Source organism: Pseudomonas spelaei, from assembly GCF_009724245.1.
Classification (GTDB): domain Bacteria; phylum Pseudomonadota; class Gammaproteobacteria; order Pseudomonadales; family Pseudomonadaceae; genus Aquipseudomonas; species Aquipseudomonas spelaei.
On the sequence record NZ_WNNK01000040.1, the window covers coordinates 15,856 to 38,373 of the forward strand.

At 60.6% G+C, this 22,518-nt stretch carries 19 protein-coding genes; 14 read left to right on the forward strand and 5 right to left on the reverse strand.

The window, feature by feature from the left end:
- The 5 genes from GNF76_RS27710 to GNF76_RS27730 form a co-directional block, all read right to left on the reverse strand.
- Positions 1–672 (reverse strand): protein phosphatase 2C family protein, encoded by a 672-nt coding sequence (locus tag GNF76_RS27710; RefSeq protein WP_155586242.1) that lies wholly within the window; start codon positions 670–672, stop codon positions 1–3.
- The gene (locus tag GNF76_RS27715) at positions 669–1,373 is read right to left on the reverse strand and encodes a hypothetical protein (protein ID WP_343037854.1); all 705 of its coding nucleotides are present in this window, start codon (positions 1,371–1,373) and stop codon (positions 669–671) included. The genes GNF76_RS27710 and GNF76_RS27715 overlap by 4 nt, the downstream gene beginning before the upstream one ends.
- Positions 1,370–2,071: a hypothetical protein gene (locus tag GNF76_RS27720; RefSeq protein ID WP_155586243.1), complete on the reverse strand. Its 702-nt coding sequence runs from the start codon at positions 2,069–2,071 to the stop codon at positions 1,370–1,372. Before GNF76_RS27720 ends, GNF76_RS27715 begins: the two co-directional genes overlap by 4 nt.
- Positions 2,072–2,153: 82 nt before the next feature.
- The gene (locus GNF76_RS27725; RefSeq protein ID WP_178123629.1) at positions 2,154–2,855 is read right to left on the reverse strand and encodes a DUF3142 domain-containing protein; all 702 of its coding nucleotides are present in this window, start codon (positions 2,853–2,855) and stop codon (positions 2,154–2,156) included.
- A gap of 3 nt (positions 2,856–2,858) precedes the next feature.
- Positions 2,859–5,021 (reverse strand): PA5441 family protein, encoded by a 2,163-nt coding sequence (locus GNF76_RS27730; RefSeq protein ID WP_155586244.1) that lies wholly within the window; start codon positions 5,019–5,021, stop codon positions 2,859–2,861.
- A 266-nt stretch (positions 5,022–5,287) separates the two neighbouring features.
- Between GNF76_RS27730 and GNF76_RS27735 the strand changes: the two genes are divergently transcribed.
- The 14 genes from GNF76_RS27735 to GNF76_RS27800 form a co-directional block, all read left to right on the forward strand.
- Entirely contained in the window at positions 5,288–6,889 is a 1,602-nt protein-coding gene (locus GNF76_RS27735; RefSeq protein WP_379652584.1) for a glycosyltransferase family 39 protein, read from the forward strand.
- Between the two features lie 78 nt (positions 6,890–6,967).
- On the forward strand, positions 6,968–7,213 hold the full coding sequence (locus GNF76_RS27740; RefSeq protein WP_155586245.1) for a DUF2789 domain-containing protein: 246 nt from the start codon (positions 6,968–6,970) through the stop codon (positions 7,211–7,213).
- 255 nt (positions 7,214–7,468) lie between these two features.
- Positions 7,469–7,900 carry a MarR family winged helix-turn-helix transcriptional regulator gene (locus tag GNF76_RS27745; RefSeq protein ID WP_155586261.1) on the forward strand — a complete coding sequence of 144 codons (432 nt, stop codon included), beginning with the start codon at positions 7,469–7,471 and terminating at the stop codon, positions 7,898–7,900.
- Positions 7,897–9,975, forward strand: coding sequence for an FUSC family protein (locus GNF76_RS27750; RefSeq protein ID WP_155586246.1), 2,079 nt, complete (start codon positions 7,897–7,899; stop codon positions 9,973–9,975). The genes GNF76_RS27745 and GNF76_RS27750 overlap by 4 nt, the downstream gene beginning before the upstream one ends.
- Complete coding sequence (locus GNF76_RS27755) at positions 9,972–10,181, forward strand: DUF1656 domain-containing protein (protein WP_155586247.1); 210 nt, start codon at positions 9,972–9,974, stop codon at positions 10,179–10,181. The genes GNF76_RS27750 and GNF76_RS27755 overlap by 4 nt, the downstream gene beginning before the upstream one ends.
- Positions 10,178–11,068, forward strand: a complete 891-nt coding sequence (locus tag GNF76_RS27760) for an efflux RND transporter periplasmic adaptor subunit (RefSeq protein WP_155586248.1) — start codon at positions 10,178–10,180, stop codon at positions 11,066–11,068. The genes GNF76_RS27755 and GNF76_RS27760 overlap by 4 nt, the downstream gene beginning before the upstream one ends.
- Positions 11,065–12,513, forward strand: a complete 1,449-nt coding sequence (locus GNF76_RS27765; RefSeq protein WP_155586249.1) for an efflux transporter outer membrane subunit — start codon at positions 11,065–11,067, stop codon at positions 12,511–12,513. Before GNF76_RS27760 ends, GNF76_RS27765 begins: the two co-directional genes overlap by 4 nt.
- Before the next feature lie 79 nt (positions 12,514–12,592).
- Positions 12,593–13,225, forward strand: coding sequence for an NADH:ubiquinone oxidoreductase subunit N (locus tag GNF76_RS27770; RefSeq protein ID WP_155586250.1), 633 nt, complete (start codon positions 12,593–12,595; stop codon positions 13,223–13,225).
- 127 nt (positions 13,226–13,352) lie between these two features.
- On the forward strand, positions 13,353–14,849 hold the full coding sequence (locus GNF76_RS27775; RefSeq protein WP_155586251.1) for a YdgA family protein: 1,497 nt from the start codon (positions 13,353–13,355) through the stop codon (positions 14,847–14,849).
- 330 nt (positions 14,850–15,179) lie between these two features.
- Entirely contained in the window at positions 15,180–17,657 is a 2,478-nt protein-coding gene (pgaA, locus tag GNF76_RS27780) for a poly-beta-1,6 N-acetyl-D-glucosamine export porin PgaA (RefSeq protein WP_155586252.1), read from the forward strand.
- Between the two features lie 12 nt (positions 17,658–17,669).
- On the forward strand, positions 17,670–19,667 hold the full coding sequence (pgaB, locus tag GNF76_RS27785; protein WP_155586253.1) for a poly-beta-1,6-N-acetyl-D-glucosamine N-deacetylase PgaB: 1,998 nt from the start codon (positions 17,670–17,672) through the stop codon (positions 19,665–19,667).
- 3 nt (positions 19,668–19,670) lie between these two features.
- Positions 19,671–21,017, forward strand: a complete 1,347-nt coding sequence (pgaC, locus tag GNF76_RS27790; RefSeq protein ID WP_155586254.1) for a poly-beta-1,6-N-acetyl-D-glucosamine synthase — start codon at positions 19,671–19,673, stop codon at positions 21,015–21,017.
- Entirely contained in the window at positions 21,014–21,496 is a 483-nt protein-coding gene (pgaD, locus tag GNF76_RS27795) for a poly-beta-1,6-N-acetyl-D-glucosamine biosynthesis protein PgaD (RefSeq protein WP_155586255.1), read from the forward strand. Before pgaC ends, pgaD begins: the two co-directional genes overlap by 4 nt.
- Positions 21,497–21,747: 251 nt before the next feature.
- Positions 21,748–22,518, forward strand: a 771-nt coding sequence (locus tag GNF76_RS27800; RefSeq protein WP_178123631.1) for a ShlB/FhaC/HecB family hemolysin secretion/activation protein, incomplete at its 3' end; no start/stop codon positions are given.

Here is a 22,518-nt window from a genome sequence, read left to right on the forward strand (position 1 = left end):
CTAGGGTTGCAGCAGCATAAAGGTGATGTCGTCTTCACTTGGGCAGTCATCAAGGCTTTGACTTGCAATAGCGTTGAGTTGCTTTTCGGTCGAAAGTTCAGCCCAGAAACCGTCGGTGGCCAAGATCCACTTCGTGTCAGGGATTGTTTGTAACGACTGAATGTGTGGCTCATGCGGTCTGCGATAACTCATGCAGTTCCACAGTGTTTTACGGGCAGGGCTGCTGGCGATATGGTCATGGCTCTGGTCGCCCTTCCAATTGAGCACACAGTGAGGCGGACTCAGCCAGTTTACGGATAGGTCCTCTTCAATTCGTCCCAGGCAACAGTCGCCAGCGTGAATAGAGATAGCTGTTTGGCCATGCACCAATAATACGAGGTAGCTGGTGGAGGCCACTGGGTAGTTTGAGCAAAGGGTTGAACGTACTTCGTTGAGTGAGATGAGCGTCAGTTCAAGAGTCTTGTCAGGGCATGAGATATCAGAGGGATGTACGCGGGAAAAAGACGTCAGTACATGTTGAGCCAGGGTCCGCGCCAACTCGCTGCTCCCCAGCTTGGAAGTGCCATCGGCTATGACGTAGAGGTACACCCCTGTGTTGTGTGCAGAACCTGTGATATCCCTGTTTTCTGTCCTGTTGGTTCCTTGTCGGGTCACGGTCAGATGCAAAGTCAATCGTGACTCCCAAATGCGATTATTGTGCTCAGGCGGTCGTGAATCAACGTTTCACGGTCAGGGCCTTGGGCCGTACTTTGAACCACATCCTGAAATGCCGTCAGTCTGAGTAAAGCGCAGAGTTGCTCGCTGACGAAGTGTTTTAGCTCTTGCGGTGCTTGCTTCATTTCCTCAACCAGCTCCTCCCGGCCATCTATCAGGGCGATGATGTCTTCAATATCGTTGGACATCAGCACATCACCATTGCCTCTTCCCTGATAAGCCTGCAGTTTCGCAGCAAGAAACCACGGTGCAGCGAATACCTTGATCCGAGCCCCGTTGGGTAGGCCGTGATAGAGGGCATTTTTCAGCCCACCGACAAACCAGGTATTTGAAAACCCCAGTACCTTCTCATCTGTCGGCATGAAATCGACTTTCAGGGCACCCAACCTTAAGCGACAAGTGACAGTGTCCTGTCCAGTATTTTTGAACCCTTTGGGTTTGAGGTTTTCTTCCAGCCGGTACCACTCAGCGGTGCTGGTCAGATGGATGACCAGGTCCACATCGTCGGTGCCGCGAATCGATTCTTGCGTGTATTCATCGGTGATAAGCAGGACAGTGGTACATCCGCCGACAAAGGCCACTTGCTCGCGCAATTCTTCGCCTAGTGCTTCGGCAACCTCTTCAAGCATTTGCAGCATCATTGTTCTGTTTGAATTCACAGGATCCACTCCCGGAGCATGGCGTCTGCCACGCTGGTCTCTCGTGGACCTCCGATGCGAATGGCGTCGACGAGGGCTAGGAAGTGGTAGAGCAGTTCGTCTTTCTTGACGGCTCCCGGCACTGTTTTATACAGAGGTGTTATTTCCTGTCCTTTGCTTTTCCCATAAGCGTCCGGCCAGACAGGAATAAGGTCTCCGCCGCTCATGACTTTGCCGGCCATGATTGGTGCGGCAAAGGCGGTGGGGATACCGCGTACGATAGGCCCTGGTTTTGCCGGAAACACGTAGCGGATGCCGTATTTTACGAAGTCCAGGAGAGCCGCGCTCCTGACAATCGGTTGGCCACTCAGGCGTTCGGTGTGAATGAGGTTGATCTCGCGGCAGCGATTCAGGGCGTTGGATACTTCACTTTTGCTCAACGCTAGCGAAGCGGAGAGTGCTCGTACGGAATAACTGTCCGTGCTATCGAGTCTGTCCAGTTCGTCTTCAAGGTTCTCCCAACCCCTCCAGTCTTCAGATTGGGCGAGATCAATTTTTGTATCCATAGGGAAGCTGGATGTGATCTCACTCAGTTCAATGATCCTCGCTTCGCTTCCATTTCGTCTCACATTGAACTCGTGCTTTTTAACCCTCTCTTCCTTGTCTTGAAGGCCCAAGCTGATCAGCTTAAAGAGAATTACGATATCTTGACTTTTCATTCTGGCTTAAACCGAGGTGTCCACTGTCCATGGACTGTGGACGATTTTTCGCATGAGTTCCTAGCGTATGTCAAGCGCCAGGTCAGTTCTGCAAAAACACCACATACCCTCGAAACCAATCACTCCCTTTCAAATACCCCGGTTCTTCCCACTCCCCACCCTGAATCAGCCCAATCTTGAACGGCACCCCCAACCGATTCATTCGCGGCAAGTACGCCGCGTAGTCCGGGATGCTGTGCCGTCCTTGATAGGTCTGCACCACCACTTCATCGATCACCCCATTGAGTTGCGCGATGGATGCAGGGTCGGCGTTGCTGCTCCAGTCCATCAGCCCGGTGATGCTCAGGCGCAACTCCTTGGGCAGTCGCTGGCGCAGGTCACGCAGGAAATCGACGTATTCGTGCAGGTATTGGGTACGGGCGTCGAAGTCGATCTGGATGCCGACCACCGGGTTACCTGCCTCCCGCCAACGCTGCACTTGCCCCAGCAGTTGGGTGTAGACCGATTCCGGCCAGCGTAGCGTGTGGGCACGGTAGACGATCCACACCTCGCCCTGGGTCAGGCGCGGCACGCTCATGCCTTGGGCGATGAATTGCACGCCGCGTTTGGGCGCGCGGCGGGTGGAGTTGATCTGGCCTTGCAGGATGTACAGGGTTTTTGCCTGTTTGAGCACCGGCTGTGGAGCGACGCCGCTCCACAGCCAGAAGGCGTCATAGTCACCGGCATCCACGGCGCCGAAGGCCGGGTTTGCCAGCAAGAGCAAGGCCAGCCAGAAGCCTTTCACGGCTTACCAGTAATACTGCAGCGACTGGGCCCATTGGGTATCGGCGAACTTGGTTTTCAACTGGCGGAACCAGCCTTTGCGCTCGCTCTTGTCGGCCTCTTCGCCGCCGCAACTGTTGTAGCCGGCCGGTCCGTAGCAGTTGATGGCGCGAAACAGCGCATAAGCTTTGTCGTTATGGGGTGCCTTGGCGTTGTCGATGACCTGCATATAGCCGTCGAGCCGCGAGAACGTTTCACCCTTGAAGTCCGACGCGGTGCTGCCCAGGCTGCCGGCGGAACGTGCCAGCTCCAGCGGCATACCGTCCAGGCCATTACGCAGGATGAACTCACCGAAGCAGTTCAGGCCCTGGGGGTTTTTCGGGTTGCTCTGCAAGGTACTGGCGGTTTGCGCGATGCTCGGACAGGCGTAGCCGGATTCGCTTTTCTCACCGTTCCACTGGAACAGTTGCAGGGGTTTGCCGCCGGAGTAGACGTAACCCAGGCTGGTACCGATCTTGTCCTCGGGGGCCGGGGAGGGCAGTTGCTTGAGGTCGTCGGCGAAGGTCGCGAACTGGCTGTGCAGCAGGTCTTTATAAAGCAGCACAAATTGCGCGGTCTGGCGTTCCACCGGATCGCTGGCGTGGGCGAGTTGCTGGCGCAGCAGTTCGGGGCCGGCGACGTTGCGCAGCAGGATGTAGCGCACTTGCTTGGCACTGATGGGTGAATCGCTGGCGAACACTTTGGCCAGTTGCCCGCTGCGCTCGTAATTCATTGCCAAGGCCAGTTCCAACTGGTCGCGTTGCAGCGGTTGTTTGGCCAGCGGCAGCAGTTGCAGCCACAGGGCTTCGGCGTCTTTCCAGTCGTTCTTGGCTTCGAGGGCCAGGCCACGCAGGGTTTGCTGGCTGAACGCGAAGTAATCGAGGGTCGACGGCACGTCCTGCGGCAGCAGTTTCAAGGTGCTGTCGGGTTGGTGCTCCACGTACAGGGCAAATGCCGCTTGCACGTAGTCGTACAGCGCGGGCTCCTGGGCAAAGATCGATTTTTGCGCGTCAAGGGCTTCGCGGGTCAGCTTGGGCGGGTTGCCGGCGCGCATCCACATCAGGTCGTTGAGGACCAGGATCATCGGGTTCTTCACTGCCTCGGTGGTACTCATCAGCAGTTTGGTGTCGGCTTCTTCCACCAATTCATCCAGGGACACGTTGCGCTGGGCGTCGTTGGCCTGGGTCAGTTGCCAGGTGAAGTCGTCCGCCAATTTGTCCGGGTTGGGCGCAAGCCAATGCACTCGGCGTAGCAGGCCACGGGCCGAGGTGGCGTATTCACCCTGTGGATAAGCTTTCAGGTAGTCATCAAAGCCTGTCTCGGCCAATTGCAGCGCGGACTTATCCACATGCTCCAGAGACGGTGTGCCGTATTCATCGAAAGCGTTTTGCTGGGCATTGTTCAGCGCGGTACGGGCGGTCATGTACAGCGCCGTTTCCTTGAGCCAGGGCAGGCTGCTGTCGGTCAGCGTTGCAAAGCCTTTTTGCGCCTCGGCAAAACGACCGCTGTAAAAGTCACCGGCGGCTTGCAGGTACGCCAGCAGCACCTTGCCGTCGGCCGATTTCAACTGCTCGGCGTCGCTGCTTGCCACGCCGTCCCAACTACAGGCGGTGAGCATCTGCACGCGTTGCTTGGCCAGCAGTTGGCGTTCGGCGGGCGGCATATCGGCTTTCACCACCTGGTTGATAAAGGCAGCGGTGCTGTCATCGTTGTTGCTGCGGCAACGGCTGCCTTCCCCAGCGAGAAAGGCGTCACCTGCTGCTTTGTCGTTGTCACGCGCGATGCCCAACGATGTCAGCATCTCGGCCAGTGAGGCGGTACCCGAGTCATCGGGCTCATCGGTGGGCTCATCCGCAGGGGAGGCGAGGCGATACACCGGGAACGGTACCGGGCCAAAGCCCTGGGCCAGGTCTTCTTCGCCCAAGTCGTTGGGCGCCAGCGGCGCGGCCTTCTTGTCGGCCAGCAACAGGCGCAGGTTGACCCGGCTGTCATTGCCCGGACTCAGGAAGGGCAGGTTGCTGCACCCGTCCAGATTGTTACGCGACACCCGCCAGTCGGGGTAGCACGAGTCGTCGGAGCTGGCCTGAGCCTGAAGGGAAAGGCCGGCGAGCAGCGCCAGTGCCAAGGGTGACAGAAGACCGATGCGCATGAAGAGTCCTTGATCCTGAATCCGTGGAAGTTCGCAAGCATAGCCTGAACCTACAAAAAGCAGCAGTGAGGGCCTGCGTAAAGTTCAGATTTTCCCGATAGGAAGTCAGTGATTTAACCCCGCAGTCCCAGGTATCGTGCGCGGCTCGTACATTGCGAAACAACAGGCGAATCGCGTGCTTTTGACCTAGAGTGGCGATTGTTCGCGCAAGCGCAGGTTTTGCCCTGGAAAGTGGCAGTGGTGGGGGAATAGAGGTGCGACGGACTGTGGTAGAACAAGACGACAAGGTCGGGGCATTTCCCGCATTCAATCGCCTGTCGGGTGCCTGGGAAGGGGCCGGCTGGATCAGCCGGTTATGGTGGGTGCCAATCCTGGCGCTGGCCATGATCCTGCGCTTCTATGGCCTGACTGCATCGGCGGTCTGGGGCGACGAAGGCTCAAGCCTGCTGCTGAGCGAGTATGCACCGGGCGACCTGTGGTACCACGCGGCCCATGATGTGCACCCGCCGCTGTATTTTTTCCTGCTGCGCGGCTGGATCGGGCTATTTGGTGACGGGATTTTCTCCATTCGCAGCATGAGCGTGATCCCCGGTGTGGTTGCCGTGGGCCTGGGCATCTGGTTGACGCGTGTGATCGCCACCCGTCGCGCGGCGGTGCTGGCCGGGATCCTGCTGGCGTTGCTGCCCACGGCGGTGCGCTACAGCCAGGAAGTGCGGATGTACTCGTTGCTGGCGGTGTGGCTGCTGGCGGCCACCCTGGCGTTGGTCTATTGGGTCCGGCAGCCAGAACGGGCGCGGTATCTGGTGGCCTATGTACTACTGCTGAGCGCCGGCTTCTACACCCACTATTTCACCGCCCTGTGCGTGCTGGTGCACTGGTTCTGGCTGGGGCTGCTGCGCTTGCCGCAGGCGTCGAACCTGCGGTTGATCACCCGTCCGGGTTGGTGGTGGGCCAACGTTGCGATTGTCTTGTTGTACCTGCCTTGGCTGCCGAATCTGCTGGACCTGGTGCAGCACGTCGAACAGCTCAAGGTCGGCGGTGACATAGGCTGGGAAGACCCGGTCACCCTGTTCTCCGTGCCGGCGATGATCTGGCAGTTCCTGATCCAGGACGAGGGCGATAGCCTGTGGCGTCCCCTGTTTGTGCTGGTGCCGGTGCTGTTGATCGTGGTGTTGGGGGTGACCGCGTGGCGAGACCAGAGCCGTTATCGGTTCGGCTGGTTGCTGGCGCTGTTTTTCCTGTTGCCGATGCTGCTGGTCTATGGCGTGTCGTTTATTTCCCCGGTATTCATCGAGCGCTATCTCACCGTCTACGCCCTGGGCTTGCCCATCGTCGTGGCCTTGGCCGTGGATCGCCTTGGGGCTCGCTTGCGCATCCTCGGTGCGGCACTGGTGGTGTTGTTTGTCGGGGTGGAGTTGGTGGGATTAAAGAGCAACTTCACCGTCGACGAGCACGATCAATTCAACGTCGCGGTGGAATTCGTCAATCGTAACTACCAAGAGGACGACCGCATCGTCATCAGCGACATGCTCTGGTACTTGCCCTATGTGTATTACGACGAGACCGATGCCCAATTGCAGCTCTACACACCGCCGACGGCCCAGGGCAAGTCGACGCGGCCCAATGCCTACGGGTTTGGCACCTTGGTGGATCAGGACGGTGGCCGCATCTACCTCGACCGCCTGTCGGCACTTGCGCCTCAGACCCAGCGTGTCTGGCTGATCAGCAGCAGCGACGGGCCGGATGAATTTGCCCCGCTGCCCGACGGCTGGCGCCTGCTCAGCCAGCAAGATGGCGGTGGTGCCAGGGCGCGTTTGTTCGTGCTCTGTCACGTGCCTGGGCCATTGCCCAAGGACGGTTGCGGTTAATGTCCGTCTGGCGCAGGCGACCGGTATCGACCGGCGCCTGGGCTAGACTCCAGTGAATCCCTTCATCAGGAACCTGTCATGGAATCCCCAGTCCACAGCCTGCCTTCGTTGTTCAAGCAACTCGGATTGCCTGACGACGCACAAAGCATCGAGCAATTCATCACGGCACATTCACCGCTTAAGCCGGATTTGAAGCTGGCGGACGCGTTTTTCTGGAGCGACAGCCAGCGGGCGTTCTTGCAGGACGAGATTTTGGAAGATGCGGATTGGGCGGAGGTGGTGGATGAATTGAATTTGCTGTTGAGGAGTGGGCGCGGGGTGTAAAAAACTTTGCCGAATAATTGCTCCCAGGCGCGGGAGCGGTGCTTGCCCATGGTTGTAGCCGCTCCCACATTGTTTTGTAGCACCCTGAAAATCTTCAATACCTTCCTCCAAACCCGCTTTACTTACCTCACTGCCACCACCCATCCTCAAATTTGTATCAAAACTTGACTGAGTCGGATCCATCCACCATATTGATAGTTAGCAAACTAACATTGTGCGGATGATCCCGTGTCCCAAACCCTCGAACAACTCCAGATGAACATCAGCAGCAGCATGGTGGTGGGTGCCCGTAACTGGCGCAAAATCTGCCAGACCACGCTGGTGAGCTATGGCATCTCCGAAGCCTGCGCCGTGCCGCTGTTGATGATCGGCCGCCTGGGCGACGGTGTGCATCAGGTCAAGGTGGCCCAGGCGTCCGGGATGGAAAGCCCGTCCCTGGTGCGCCTGTTGGACCAGTTGTGCAACGCCGGCTTCGTGTGCCGCACTGAAGATATCCATGACCGCCGTGCCAAGGCCCTGAGCCTGACTGCCCGTGGCCGTGAACTGGTGCAGGCGGTGGAGGAACAACTGGTGCGCTTGCGCCGTGAAGTGCTGGCGGACATCGACCACGATGATCTGGAGACCGCACTGCGTGTACTGCGTGCCTTCGAGGCCGCCAACCAACACCCAGCGGTCGTGACGCCTTGAACGGATTTTTTTCCGGCATGCCGCCGGCACGGGATTGGTTCTACGGCGTTCGAACATTTGCTGCATCGATGATTGCGTTGTACATCGCGATGTTGATGCAGATGCCGCGCCCGTATTGGGCAATGGCCACGGTGTATATCGTCTCAAGCCCGTTTGTGGGCCCGACCAGCTCCAAGGCGCTGTACCGCGCCGTCGGCACCTTGATGGGGGCGGCGGCGGCGGTATTTTTTGTGCCGATGTTTGTGCAGACCCCGTATGTGCTGGTGGTGGTGATTGCGCTGTGGACCGGGATCTTGCTGTTCCTTTCATTGCACCTGCGCACCGCCAACAGTTACGCGCTGATGCTCGCTGGCTACACCTTGCCGTTGATTGCCCTGCCGGTGGTGGATAACCCCCTGGGGGTATGGGACGTGGCCGAGGCGCGTACCGAAGAAATATTCCTCGGCATCGCCGTGGCGGCGGTGGTCGGCGCGATGTTCTGGCCTCGGCGCCTGGCGCCGGTGTTTGATGATTCGGTCAGCAAGTGGTTTGCCGACGCACAGGTCTACAGCCAGCGCTTCCTGACCCGCAACGTGCAACCCGAAGAAGTCAGCACCCTGCGCGGCGGCATGGTCGCCACCTTCAACACCCTGGAGTTGATGATCGGTCAACTGCCCCACGAGGGCGCGCGGCCGCAAACGGTGCGCAACACCAAAGAGTTGCGTGGGCGGATGATCCATCTGCTGCCGGTGGTGGATGCCCTCGACGACGCCTTGTATGCCCTGGAGCGTCGCACGCCGGAGCTGGTCGGAAGGTTTACGCCGCTTCTGGACGCCACCGTCGAATGGTTGGAAAACACTCAAAAGGACGCGCCCGTCGAACGCTGGCGCGCCCTGCGTGACCAGATTGAAGCCCTGCAACCTGACGCCGAAGCCCTGGATGACCGTCATCAGTTGCTGTTCTCCAATGCCCTCTACCGGTTGGGTGAGTGGATCGACCTGTGGCAGGACTGCCGCAGCCTGCAAGCGGCCATCCAGTGTGAAAGCCAGGATAATTGGCGCGCCGTGTATCGCCACTGGCGGCTGGGCCGGCTGACGCCCTTTATTGACCGTGGCCTGATGTTCTACTCGGCGTTTTCCACCGTGACCGCAATCGTTGTCGCTTCGGTACTGTGGATCCTGCTGGGCTGGACCGATGGCGGCAGCGCCGTGATTTTGGCGGCCGTGGCCTGCAGCTTTTTCGCCGCCATGGACGACCCGGCGCCGCAGATTTACCGGTTCTTTTTCTGGACGGCGATGTCGGTGCTGCTCGCCAGCCTCTATCTGTTTCTGGTACTGCCCAACCTGCACGATTTCCCGATGCTGGTCTTGGCCTTCGCCATACCCTTTATCTGCATTGGCACGCTGACGGTGCAACCGCGTTTCTACCTGGGCATGCTGCTGACCCTGGTCAACACCTCATCGTTTATCAGCATCCAGGGTGCCTACGACGCGGACTTCCTGGCCTTCGCCAACTCCAACCTGGCCGGCCCCATGGGCCTGTTGTTCGCCTTTGTCTGGACCCTGATCGCCCGACCGTTCGGTGCGGAGTACGCCGCCAAGCGCCTGACTCGTTTCAGCTGGCGCGATATCGTCGGCCTCACCGAGCCTGCGACCCTGGCCGAGCACCGGCAGATGGGTGTGCGCCTGCTCGACCGCCTGATGCAGCACCTGCCGCGCCTGGCAATGACCGGGCAAGACACCGGCATCGCGCTGCGCGAAGTGCGGGTAGCGCTGAATCTGCTGGACCTGCTGGCTTACTCGCCGCGCATCCTCGGCGTGCCGCGTGTGCTGCTCAATCAAGTGGTGGAGGGCGTTGGAGGGTACTTCAAGGCCTGCCTGAAAGCTGGCGAACGCCTGCCAGCCCCCGGCGGTCTGCTGATGACCATGGACCGTACCCGCCGTGCCCTCAACGGTCAGGGCCTGCAAGGTGAAGACGAAACCCGTCTGCACCTGTTGCATGCCCTCAGCGGCTTGCGCCTGGCGCTGTTGCCGGGCGTGGAATTTGTTGGCGGCCCAGAACTGGACGCGCCGCTACCCGATGGAGCGCCTTTATGATCGGTGATCTGGATGTCAGCGGGGTGTTCCTGCCCACGCTGCTGGTGCTGATGGGCATTACGTATGTGTTGTACCTGGTGGTGCACGGGTTGTTGACGCGCTTCCACTTCTATCGCCTGGTCTGGCACCGGGCATTGTTCAATGTGGGTCTCTACGCTCTGTTGCTGGGCGCCGTGGATTCACTCAGTCGATACCTGATGACATGAAAAAACCTTTTTTGACCATCGGCCGCGTAGTTCTGACGTTATTGGTGGTGAGCTTCGCCTGTGTCGTGGTCTGGCGCATGGTGATGTACTACATGTTTGCGCCCTGGACCCGTGACGGCCACATCCGTGCCGATATTGTGCAGATCGCTCCGGACGTGTCCGGGCTGATCCAGCAAGTGGACGTGCGCGACAACCAGTTGGTGGTGCGCGGCCAAGTGCTGTTTTCTGTCGACCAGGACCGCTTCAAACTGGCCCTGCGCCAGGCCCAGGCTGCCGTCGCCGACCGTCAGGAAACCCTGGCTCAGGCCCAACGTGAAGCCAAGCGTAACCGAGGCCTGGGCAACCTGGTGGCCAGCGAGCAACTGGAAGAAAGCCAATCGCGCGTGGCCCGTGCCCAATCGGCCCTGGCCGAAGCACAGGTGACGGTGGACAGCGCCCAGCTCAACCTGGATCGCTCGGTAATCCGCAGCCCGGTGGACGGCTACGTCAACGACCGCGCGCCCCGCGTGCAGGAGTTCGTCACCGCCGGTCGCCCAGTGTTGTCGGTGGTGGACAGCAATTCCTTCCACATCGACGGCTATTTCGAAGAGACCAAGCTGGACGGTATTCACGTTGGCCAGAGTGTCGACATCCGTGTGATCGGCGACAGTGCTCGCCTGCGTGGGCATGTGCAGAGCATCGTCGCCGGTATCGAAGACCGCGACCGCAGCAGTGGCTCCAACCTGTTGCCCAACGTCAACCCGGCGTTCAGTTGGGTGCGTCTGGCCCAGCGGATTCCGGTGCGGATCGCCTTTGACGATGTGCCGGAAGACTTCCGCATGATCGCCGGGCGTACCGCCACGGTGTCGATCCTCGATGATCAGGCCAAGCAAGGAGATAAACCATGAAACCGGCAGCGCTTTTGGCGACCGCCGGGTTAGGGGTATTGCTCTCGGCCTGCCAAGTAGTCGGGCCGGATTATCATCTGCCGGACCAGGCCTCCGTGCACCGTGCCGACCTGCAAGGACAATTGGCGGGGCAGGGCAGTAATGTCGTGTCGGCGCCGGTGCCCGCCGACTGGTGGAAGCTCTATCAGGACCCTCGCCTGGATGAACTGGTGCGCCAGGCCATGGCCTCCAACACCGACTTGCGGGTGGCCGCAGCCAACCTGCAACGCGCGCGTTATCAGGTGCAGCAAGCCGAGTCCGCTGGTGGTTTGAGCGGCGGGGCCAAGGCCGGCGCGCAACGTTTGCAAGAGTCCGGCGAGGCTTATTTGCTGCCGGAAAAAGTGCCGGTGACCAATGTCGGGGATGTGGGCATCACCACGTCCTATCAATTCGATTTGTTCGGCACCCTGCAGCGTGGCATCGAAGGCGCCCAGGCCAGTGCCGATGCGACCCAGGCAGCGGCCGATATCGCCCGCATTACCCTGGTGGCCGATGTGGTGCGTTCCTACACCCAGGTCTGCGCCGCGAACGAAGAGCGGGAAATCGCCCAGCACTCCCTGGACCTGCAAGGCGAAAGTACCCGGTTGACCCAGCGCTTGCGGGACGCGGGGCGTGGCGACGAAACCCAGGTGACCCGTTCGCAGACCCAATTCAAATCCTTGCGCGCCGAACTGCCGCGTTATGAAGCCGCGCGCCAAGCCGGGTTGTTCCGCTTGTCGATGTTGCTGGCCAAGCCTGTCGATCAATTGCCCGCAGGCACCCGTGATTGCGCCGAGTTACCACGCATCGCTCAATTGCTGCCGGTAGGCGATGGTGCTGCGCTGCTCAAGCGTCGCCCGGATGTGCGCCAGGCCGAACGCCAGTTGGCGGCGGCCACTGCCAGCATTGGTGTGGCCACGGGTGCGTTGTACCCGGATATCAGCATCGGTGCGACGGTCGCCACCATTGGCGCCCTCGATCACCTCAGCCAGCCCCAGACCAACCGTTGGGGTTTTGGTCCGTTGATCAGTTGGTCAGTACCGACCAACGGTTCCCGCGCGCGCATTCATGAGGCCGAGGCCGCGACCCAGGGCGCTCTGGCACATTTCGACGGGGTGGTGCTCAACGCCATCCGCGAGACCCAGACCGGCCTGGCGCAATACACCGCGCAACTGCAACGCCGTGATGCCCTGGCCGATGCCGAGCAGTCGGCGCAACAGGCCGCCGACCAGACGCACCGCTTCTTCCAGGCGGGGCGCGCGTCCTTCCTGGCCGACCTGCAAGCCACCCGCACTTACACCGACGTGCGGGCGCAATTGGCCGCCGCCAACACCCAGGTTGCCATGAGCCAGATCGATTTGTTCCTGGCGTTGGGTGGCGGTTGGGAAAGTGGACGAACGCAAGGCACACAAGCCAGCAAACCCTGAGCAGGTTGCTATGCTTTGACAGGTGGGCACCTGATGACCCACCTGTCACTGCTCGCGTTTGCTCATGGGGATTCCAATAATGAAAAACCCTTATGCTCCCGCTTTCTGGTGCGTGTTCTTCGCACTGGTGCTGTTATCGGCGACCTACTTCTACGGCATCATGCTTGCCCATCAAATCGACAAGGCCATGGTGTTCCTCGACAGCGCCAGCGCGCTGATTGCCGTGCTGTCCATCGGTGTGGTGGCGTGGGCCTCCTACCAGGGCCAGCGCATCAAGCGAAAACTGCTCGAGCAAGGCAAGACGCGGGTGGCCATCTGGGACACCAAAGTCGCGCTGCGCCGGGTCGAGACCGTCTTCGACCGCTATTTTTGGGGCAGCTATTGGCAGCCCGGCCGTACCTTCCAGGAAGTCATGGGCGAACTCACCGGCACGCCCCTGGAAAAAAGCCTCGAAGCCCTGAAGAAACAATGCGTGGCGCTGGATCAACAGGTCGCCGACGGCCGTCACTGGCTGAATAACGCGCGGGAACTGTCCGACGTCGCCACGGCCATGGCCCGGGAGCGTTACCAGCTGGATTTTTGTGACCCCAAGGCGGACACGCCGAGCAACGCGGTGATTCACCGGGAGTTCGAGGTGCTGGTGTATACGTGGACGGCGCGGCTGAAGAGCTTTGACCATCAGTTGGACGAGATCGAGACGGAGTATTCCTGAGGGGCCTACCGCTATGATTGGGTGCCTATGCTAATCTTCCCCGGATTTTCGGCGGGCTTGAGCCGACACCCTTCGGGTGTTCAGGGAAGACAGCCCACATCCAAACAGGATTTGATCAGGTCACTCCATGAATAAACCAGCAGTTGTACTTTTGGGTTTTGTTGTCGCGGTCGGCGTCGTCAGCGCAGGTGGCGCCTGGTACACCGGTAAGCAATTGGAGCCGGTATTGCAAACCGCGATCCAGAATGCCAACAAGGAACTGCAGACTTCCATGGCCGGCGTCGACGGTACCGTGACCCTCGAACTGGTGTCCCTGGATCGCCAGTTGTTCAGCAGCACCGCCCACTACCGCCTCAAGGCGCAAGGCTCGGTGTTCGGCGAAGACCACAAAGACTCCGAACTGCTGTTTGTTGACCACATTGAGCACGGCCCGCTGCCGTTCTCCCGCCTGGTGTCGCTGAAATGGTTGCCGGTCATGGCCACCAGTCACTTCGCGCTTGAGAAAAACGCCACCACCGAAAAATGGTTCGCGGCCACCAAAGACGTGACGCCACTCAAGGGCGTGACCAATATCGGCTACAGCCGCTCGGTAGACGGCAACATTGAATTGCTGCCCCTGGAAATCAAGGATGACAAGTCCTCGGTGAACTTCTCCGGCGGCGCCCTGCTTTTCACCAGCACCGCCGACGCGCAGAAGGTCAAGGCCAGCGGTTACATGGACTCCCTCAAGGTTTCGCTGGTCGATGCCAACGGCGCGCCGTTCCAGGCCGAGCTGAACGGGCTGACCGTGGCCAGCAACCTGGTCAAGAGCACCTTCGGTTTCTACACCGGCCAGAACACCATCGAGCTGACCAACACCAAGGCCACCTTCGGCCCGCAGCAAGCGGTGCTGACCTTCAAGGGTTTCGAGCAGAAAGACAGCAGCGAGGCCAAGGACAACAGCCTGTCCGGCCGCGTGGACTACAAGATCGACGAGATCGGTTACCAGGGTAAGCCAGTAGGTTCGGCGGCCATGGCCGTGAGCATGAAGAACGTCGATATCCCGGCCATGCTGGTGTTGACCAAGCTGTACCAGGACAAGATGCAGCCGGTGCAGGCCGCTTCCGCTGCCGGGCAACCGATCCCGGAGCTGCAACTGACCGAAGCCGAGCAAGCGCTGGCCCAGGCCAATGTCGACCAACTGCTGGCCGCCAAGCCGCAAGTGGCGGTGGAAAACCTGTCCCTCAAGACCACCAATGGCGAAAGCCGTTTCAACCTGCTGGTTGATATGGCCAAGCCTTCGACCATGGAACTGCCACCGGTTGAACTGGGTAAGCAGATCATCTCGCTGCTGGATGCCAACCTGACCCTCTCCAAGCCGATGCTCGCCGATGTCGCTGGCCTGCAAGCACAAGTTGGCGGCGTCACCGACCCGAAAGCCATTGAACAGCAATCCCAGATGGCCAGTGAGATGATCAGCAACATGGCCGTCGGCACCCAGTTGGCAACCCTGGTCGGCACCGACATCGTGTCCAAGCTGAACTACACCAACAATGAAGTGACCTTCAACGGCCAGAAAATGACCGTCGAGCAGTTCATTGGCGGCGTGCTCGGCAAACTCGGTGCGGTCAGCGGCGCTCAGTAAAAATTGGGGCCACCACCGGACAAAATGTGAGAGCGGGTGTGTGTGGGAGCTGGCTTGCCTGCGATAGCATCACCTCGGTGTAGCTGATACATCGAGGCGCCTGCATCGCAGGCAAGCCAGCTCCCACACAAGCCCACATTGGTGTTTTGCTAGGCCGTAGAGTTTGTAGGGCAATTCTGAACAATTGTTTGGAATTGCCCTTTTTTGTGCCCCTCTCACGGATATTGCGCCGCAGGAAAGCTTGGCCGGGTCATCAGACGCCGGCGGCCTGATGTGTGTTTTACAGGTGAACCTATCGCTACAGCTTTCCGTGTTAGGGAAGCTGACGAAATGCTGCAACACTCACATCCTCCTACCGACAGTCGATTGCGCCTGTTTATCCGCGCCGCCCTGTGCAGCCAACTGCTGCTGCCTGCGCTGGCCTTGGCCGATCCTGCCTACGACTCCCTGATCCATCAGGCCCGCACCGGTAACTATGCGCCGGCGCTCAACCTGTTGCGTCAATTGCCTGCCGAGCGCCAGACGCCGGGGCAGATCAGCGATCACCTGCTGATCGCCAGTTGGGCCCATCAAGACGCCGAAGTGCTGAAGGTCTATGAGGCCCAGGGGCGCAACCGCAACCTGACCACCCAGGCACTCGCCACCGTCGCCCGTACCTACCGCAACCAGCAGCGCTGGGAGCCGGCGATAGCGGTCTATCGCCAGGCGCTGGTGCGCGAGCCGAACAACGCTGACCTGCAATTGGGCCTGGCCCTGACCTTGGCCGATGGCGGCCAGGCTGCCGAAGCCGTGCAGCGCGCCCGAGCCCTGGTGACCGCCAAGCCAGACGACGCAGATCGGCGCATGGCGTTGGGTTATGCCTTGACTCGCGCGGGCTCGACCTTTGATGCGCTGTTCGAATTCGACCAGGCTTTCATCCGTGCCGGCAATAAGCCGGACGTCGCCCGTGAGTACGTCGTTGCCCTGCAACGCGCTCGGATGCCGGAGCCAGCCTTGCGCCTGGCGGCTCAACGCCCTGGCCTGCTGGACCCGGTCACCCAGCGCCACTTGGAAGGCGACCTCGCGGCCGAGCGTGTGCGCCTGGCCGAGTTCGCTTCACGCACGGAAAAAGAGCGCTACGTCATCGCTGACCGCGCCCTCAAGGACTACAACCAGTTGCTCGCCACCTGGACCCCGGACGCCAGTGCCCATGACGACGTAGTGCGCTGGCGCATCGACCGCCTGGGCGCCCTCAAGGCCCGCGCGCGCACCGCCGAATTGATCTACGACTATGAAACCCTCAAGAGCGAAGGCGTGCAGTTGCCGACCTACGCCCTGCGCTGGGTCGCTGCCGCTTACCTCGACCAGCGCCAGCCGGAAAAAGCCGCGCCGCTGTACCGCCAGGCGCTGGCCGCACCGGATGCTGAAGGCAGCGATCGCGTTGAAGACAGCACCGCGCTGTTCTACGCCCTGCTGGAAAACGATCAGGTGAGCGAGGCCCGCGAGGTCGCCGATAAGTTGGCGAGCAGTCAACCCGCACGGGTTGAACTCAAGGGCCTGCCGATCGGCAACCCTAACGATGCATGGATGGACGCCCAACAACTGGCCGCCCAGGCCGGCACCTATGGCGCCGACCTGCCGTCCAGCGAAAAAGGCCTGGAAGCTCTGGTGCAAAAGGCGCCGGGCAACGTTGGCCTACGCCTGGCCCAGGCCGACATGTACCGCGCCCGGGACTGGCCGCGTCGCGCCGAAAGCAGCCTCAAGGAAACCGAAAGCCAGGCACCGCGTGACATCGGCCTGGAAGTCTCCCAAGGCCATACCGCCCTGGACTTGCAGGAGTGGCGCCAGCTCGATGCGCTCACCGATGACGTCGTCGCCCGCGCCCCGGACAACCGTCAGGTGCAGCGCCTCAGCCGCCTGCGAGATGTGCATGACATGGCCGAATTGCGCGTCGAAGCCTACACCGGCAAAAGCTACGGTGGCGGCAGCAGCGGTGCCGGTGCGGTGGCCGGCAGTCGTGACTTTGGCATCGAAACCCTGCTCTACAGCCCGCCGATCGACGAAGACTGGCGGGTATTCGGGGGCGTCGGTTACGCCACCGCCGACTTCCAGGAAGGCACCGGCCAACACCGCTGGCAGCGCCTCGGCGTGGAGCGGCGCACCCGCGACATGACCCTGGAAGCCGAAGTTTCCAACCACTCCTACGGCTTTGGTTCCAAACAGGGCGCGCGCATCGCAGTAGCTCGGGATATCGACGATCACTGGCAGTACGGCGGTAGCCTCGACTACCTCTCGGCCAGCACCCCGCTGCGGGCCTTGAACGCCGACATCACGGCCAACGGCGGCAGCGGTTTTATCCGCTGGCGCGCCAATGAAAGCCGCGAATGGAAACTGGCCCTGAGCCCGTCCCATTTCAGCGATGGCAACAACCGTGTCGAAGCCCTGCTTACCGGTCGTGAGGGCATCTACAGCACGCCGAAAGTGCAAGTCGATCTCGGCCTGGAAGTCGGCACCAGCCGCAACAGCAAGGAAGACACGCCGTACTTCAACCCGCGTTCGGACTTCAGCGTATTGCCCACGGTGAACGTCAATCATGTGCTCTATCACCGCTACGAGACTCAGTGGAGTCAGCAGTTCCAGGTGGGTGCGGGTACTTACAGCCAGCGGGATTACTCCACCGGTGGCGTCGGGTTGATCGGCTACGGCCAGCGTTTTCGCTGGAACGACGTACTGGAAACCGGCGCCAACCTGAGCTGGATCAGCCGACCTTATGACGGTGAGCGCGAAAGCGATCTGCGCCTGATCGTCGACCTCACTTACCGCTTCTAGAAGAGTCCGATCATGCCTGTCCTTTCCCGATGCCTACTGGCCCTGGGGTTGCTGCTGAGCAGTGCTTGCGCCCAGCAACCCGCGCCTTTCACTCCACCGGCCGAGCGGCTCAAACCCGCTAACGAAGCGCCGTGGCCGAAAAACCATTTCCTGGGCATTGCCTACCATGACGTCGAGGATCGCGACCCCGATCAGGCGGTGGTGGCGGTGCGCACCGAGCGTTTGATCGAGCAGTTGTCGTGGCTGCGTGAGAACGGCTACCAGCCGGTTTCCGTTGACCAGATCCTGGCGGCGCGCAACGGCGGCCCCGAGCTTCCGGCCAAAGCCATCATGCTCAGCTTCGATGACGGCTACGCCAGCTTCTATACCCGCGTGATGCCGATCCTGCGGGCTTACAACTGGCACGCGCTGCTGGCGCCGGTGGGCAGTTGGGTCGATACGCCGCTGAACCAGCCGGTGGATTTTGCCGGCACGCCACGCCCGCGTTCGGAGTTCCTCACCTGGCAGCAGGTGCGCGAAGTGTCTCAATCCGGCCTGGTGGAAATCGCCGCGCACACCGACGCCAACCACAAAGGCATACAGGCCAACCCTCAGGGCAACCTGCAACCGGCCGCCACCACCCGCCGCTTTGATCCCGGCACTGGCCGCTACGAAACCGAAGCGCAGTTCCAGGCGCGGATGCGCGCCGATGTCTCTGCCATCTCCAACAAGATCCGCGCGGTGACCGGCAAGGCGCCGCGCGTGTGGGTGTGGCCTTACGGCGCTGCCGACGGCACCTCGCTGGCGGTGGTGGGCGAGAACGGCTACCAGATGGCCCTGACCCTGGAAGACGGCCTCGACAGCCTCGGCAACCTGATGAGCAGCCCGCGATTCCTGGTGGCTTCAGATCCGGACGGCGAGCACTTCGCCAACAGCATTGTGGCGGCCCAGACCCTGCCACCGCAGCGCGTGCTGCATGTGGACCTGGACAACGTCTACGACCCTGACCCGGCCCAACAGGTGCGCAACCTCGACCAGTTGATCCAGCGCGTGGTGGACATGGGCGCCAGCACGGTCTTCCTGCAAGCCTTTGCCGACCCGAAGGGCGATGGCCTGGTGCATTCGCTGTACTTCCCAAACCGCCATTTACCGGTGCGCGCCGACCTGTTCAACCGCGTCACCTGGCAACTGCGTACGCGGGCTCACGTCAACGTCTTCGCGTGGATGCCGGTGCTCAGTTTTGCCCTCGATTCGAAGCTGCCCCGCGTCACCCGCTGGGACCCGAAGACCGGCAAGGTGGCGGTCGATCCAGACCAGTATCAGCGCCTGTCGCCGTTTGACCCGAAGGTGCGCCAAATCATTGGCGAGATCTACGAAGACCTGGCCCGCACCAGTGCCATCGACGGCGTGCTGTTCCACGATGATGCGGTGTTCTCGGACTTCGAAGACGCCAGCCCCCAAGCGCTCAAGGCATACGCCGCCAGCGGCCTGCCGGATAACATCGCCGCCCTGCGCGCCGACCCGGCCGTGATGCAACGCTGGACCCGCTTCAAGAGCCGCTACCTGATCGACTTCACCCATGAGCTGACCGCCAAGGTCCGCAAGTTGCGGGGGCCGCAGGTGCAGACCGCGCGCAATATCTTCGCCGAGCCGATGCTCAACCCGGGCAGCGAAGCCTGGTTCGCGCAGAACCTCGACGACTTCCTCACCAGCTACGACTGGACCGCGCCCATGGCCATGCCGTTGATGGAAGGCCAAAGCCTCAAGGACTCCAACGCCTGGCTGGAAAAACTCGTGGCCACCGTCAAGGCCCGTCCTGGTGCACTGGAACGCACGGTCTTCGAGCTGCAAGGCAAGGACTGGCGCACTGCGGCCGCGCCCGATATTTCCGGTGCGCAAATGGCCGAATGGATGGGTGTGCTCAAGCGCCAGGGCGTCACCAGTTTTGGTTACTACCCCGACAACTTCCTGGAGAATTCGCCGGATCTGAAAACCGTGCGTCCGGCCCTTTCCAACCAATGGAATCCTTGACTCATGTTCGACAGAATCCTTGCTCTTCTCGTCTTGTCATTAGTGTTGGGTGTGCCCCTGGGCCTGATCTTCCTGGTCACCGGGCAGTTCCTGATGGACTTCGTGTTTTTCTATCCGCTGTTCATGTCTGGGCTGTGGATCGCCGGCGGCCTGTATTTCTGGCTGCACTGGGAGCGCCACTGGCCCTGGGATGAGGACACCCCGGCGCCGACACTGGCCGGCAACCCGCTGATCTCGATCCTGATCCCTTGCTACAACGAAGGCGACAACGCCACTGAGACGATTGGCGCGGCGCTGGCCCAGCACTATCGCAACATCGAAGTGATCGCCATCAACGACGGCTCCAGCGACAACACCGCTGCCGTGCTTGATGCCTTGGCGTTGAAGGAGCCGCGCCTGCGGGTGCTGCACCTGGCACAAAATCAGGGCAAGGCCGTGGCGTTGCGCATGGGGGCGGTGGCGGCCCACAGCGAATACCTGGTGTGTATCGATGGCGATGCGTTGCTTGACCGTAACGCGGCGGCCTATCTGGTGGCACCGATGCTCGACAATCCTCGGTTGGGTGCGGTCACCGGTAACCCACGGATTCGCACACGCTCAACCTTGATCGGTCGGGTGCAGGTAGGTGAGTTCTCCTCGATCATCGGTTTGATCAAGCGCACCCAGCGGGTATTCGGACGGATCTTCACCGTCTCCGGCGTGGTCGTTGCGTTCCGTCGTGCGGCCCTGGACCGGGTCGACTACTGGAGCACCGACATGATCACCGAAGACATTGACGTCAGCTGGAAGCTGCAGCTGGACCACTGGAGCATCTTCTACGAGCCGCGCGCGCTGTGCTGGATTCTCATGCCGGAAACCCTTGGCGGCATCTGGAAGCAGCGCCTGCGCTGGGCCCAGGGCGGTGCCGAAGTGTTGTTCAAAAACATTCGCGGCATCTGGCAATGGCGCCATCGCTACCTGTGGCCGCTGTTGTTCGAATACTGCCTGTCCACCGGCTGGGCCTTCACCTTCTTGCTGTCGGTGATCTTCTGGGCCGTGGGCAAGTTCGTCACGCTGCCCGCCGCCATCGCCGTCGACTCGCTGATGCCGCCGGCCTTCACCGGCCTGCTGCTGGCGGTGGTGTGCCTGGTGCAGTTTGCGGTGAGCATCATGATCGACCGGCGTTATGAGCGGGACCTGTGGAAAACCCTGTTCTGGACCATCTGGTATCCGCTGGTGTTCTGGCTGGTCAGCCTGTTCACCACCTTGGTCAGCTTTCCCAAAGTGCTGTTCCGCCAACACCAGAAACGCGCGCGCTGGGTCAGCCCGGACCGCGGAATCAAAGCCCCCGGCAAGGAAATGAACCCATGAACCTGATCCGAACCCCACAGCGGCCTGTGATGCAGGCCATCGACATTTTACTGACCCTGATGGCCTGGGCCGGATTGATTACTTTGTTGGTGCGTGGGCTGGTGCCGATGCTCGATAGCCATGGCGGCCCACGCATTGACGCGCCGATTTTCGCCGCGCTGGATACCTTGCAGATTTACCTGTGGATTGCGGCGTTCAATGCGGTGCTGTTGATCAGTTGGGCGCGCTACCAGCAACGCCGCGGCAAGCGTTTTGCCCAGCGGCGCTCGGCCGCCAAGGTGTTGAGCGACAAAGGGTTGAGTGAGAGTTTCAGCTTGGCTGAAGGTGACCTTGAGCAATTGCGCCGACCGGGTGTGTTGGTGATTCATAACGACCACGAAGGCGGTGTAGAGGCGGTGAAGGCCCATGTATCGCGGGATGTTGAGCGCCAGGGTTTGAAGTTGGTGGCGGGGCAGGATCGAACCAGGGAAGTGAGATAAGCCACGGCTGTATTCCCACGCGGGGCGTGGGAATGTTTTGTTCAGGCGTAGTCGAGATTTGTATCAAAACCAATGCCGTTTGTCGGAATAAAAGTTCCAAATACAACTCAATAAATCTATCTAAGATATTTAATTTTTTATAATCAATAGGTTGCATGGCGATTAAGGAAATTCTGAATAATAAGCCAGAATCTTGGCCCGTTCGAACTTCGATGTTAATTTGCCAGCCTTTGTAATTCGACGGATCGAACATGTCTTCTCTCACGCCACGGACTCGGCTGCTGCTGGGCGTCTGCCTGCTGACTTGCTTCGCGCTGAACAGCGCGGTGGCTGCCCCCACGCCCGGCGATCAGGACCTGATCCGCGACCGGCAAAACCGCCTGCTGGAAGAACAGCAGCGGCGTCTGGAAGAACTCAAGGATCTGCCCGGCAAAGAGGCCAAGCCACAAGCGCCCACCGCGCCGGTGGACACCCGTTGCTTCCCCATCAAAGACATCGAAATCAAAGGCGCCGACAGCCTGCCTGCCGGTGATCGCGAACGCCTGCTCAAGCCTTATATCGGCCAGTGCCTGGGCGTGTCCCAGCTCAATGAATTGCTCAAGGTCATCACCGACTACTACATCGACAAAGGCCTGGTCACCAGCCGCGCTTACTTGCCACAGCAAGACCTTTCCACGGGGCATCTGCAAGTGTTGGTGGTGGAAGGCAAACTCGAAGGTTTGAAAGGCGCTGACAACAGCGGTCTGTCAGACCGCGAACTGGCCATGGCCTTTCCCGGTAAAAACGGCGACTTGCTGAACCTGCGAGAGATCGAGCAGGCCATTGATCAACTCAACCGTTTGCCATCCAATCAGGCGCAAATGGAGCTGGCGCCAGGCGATGCTGTTGGCGGCAGTTCGGTGTTGGTGAAAAACAACCCGCAGAAGCCTTGGCGTGCCAGCCTGTCACGTAATAACGATGGTCAAAAAAGCACGGGCGAACAGCAATGGGGCACTGGACTTGAGTGGGACAACCCTTTGGGA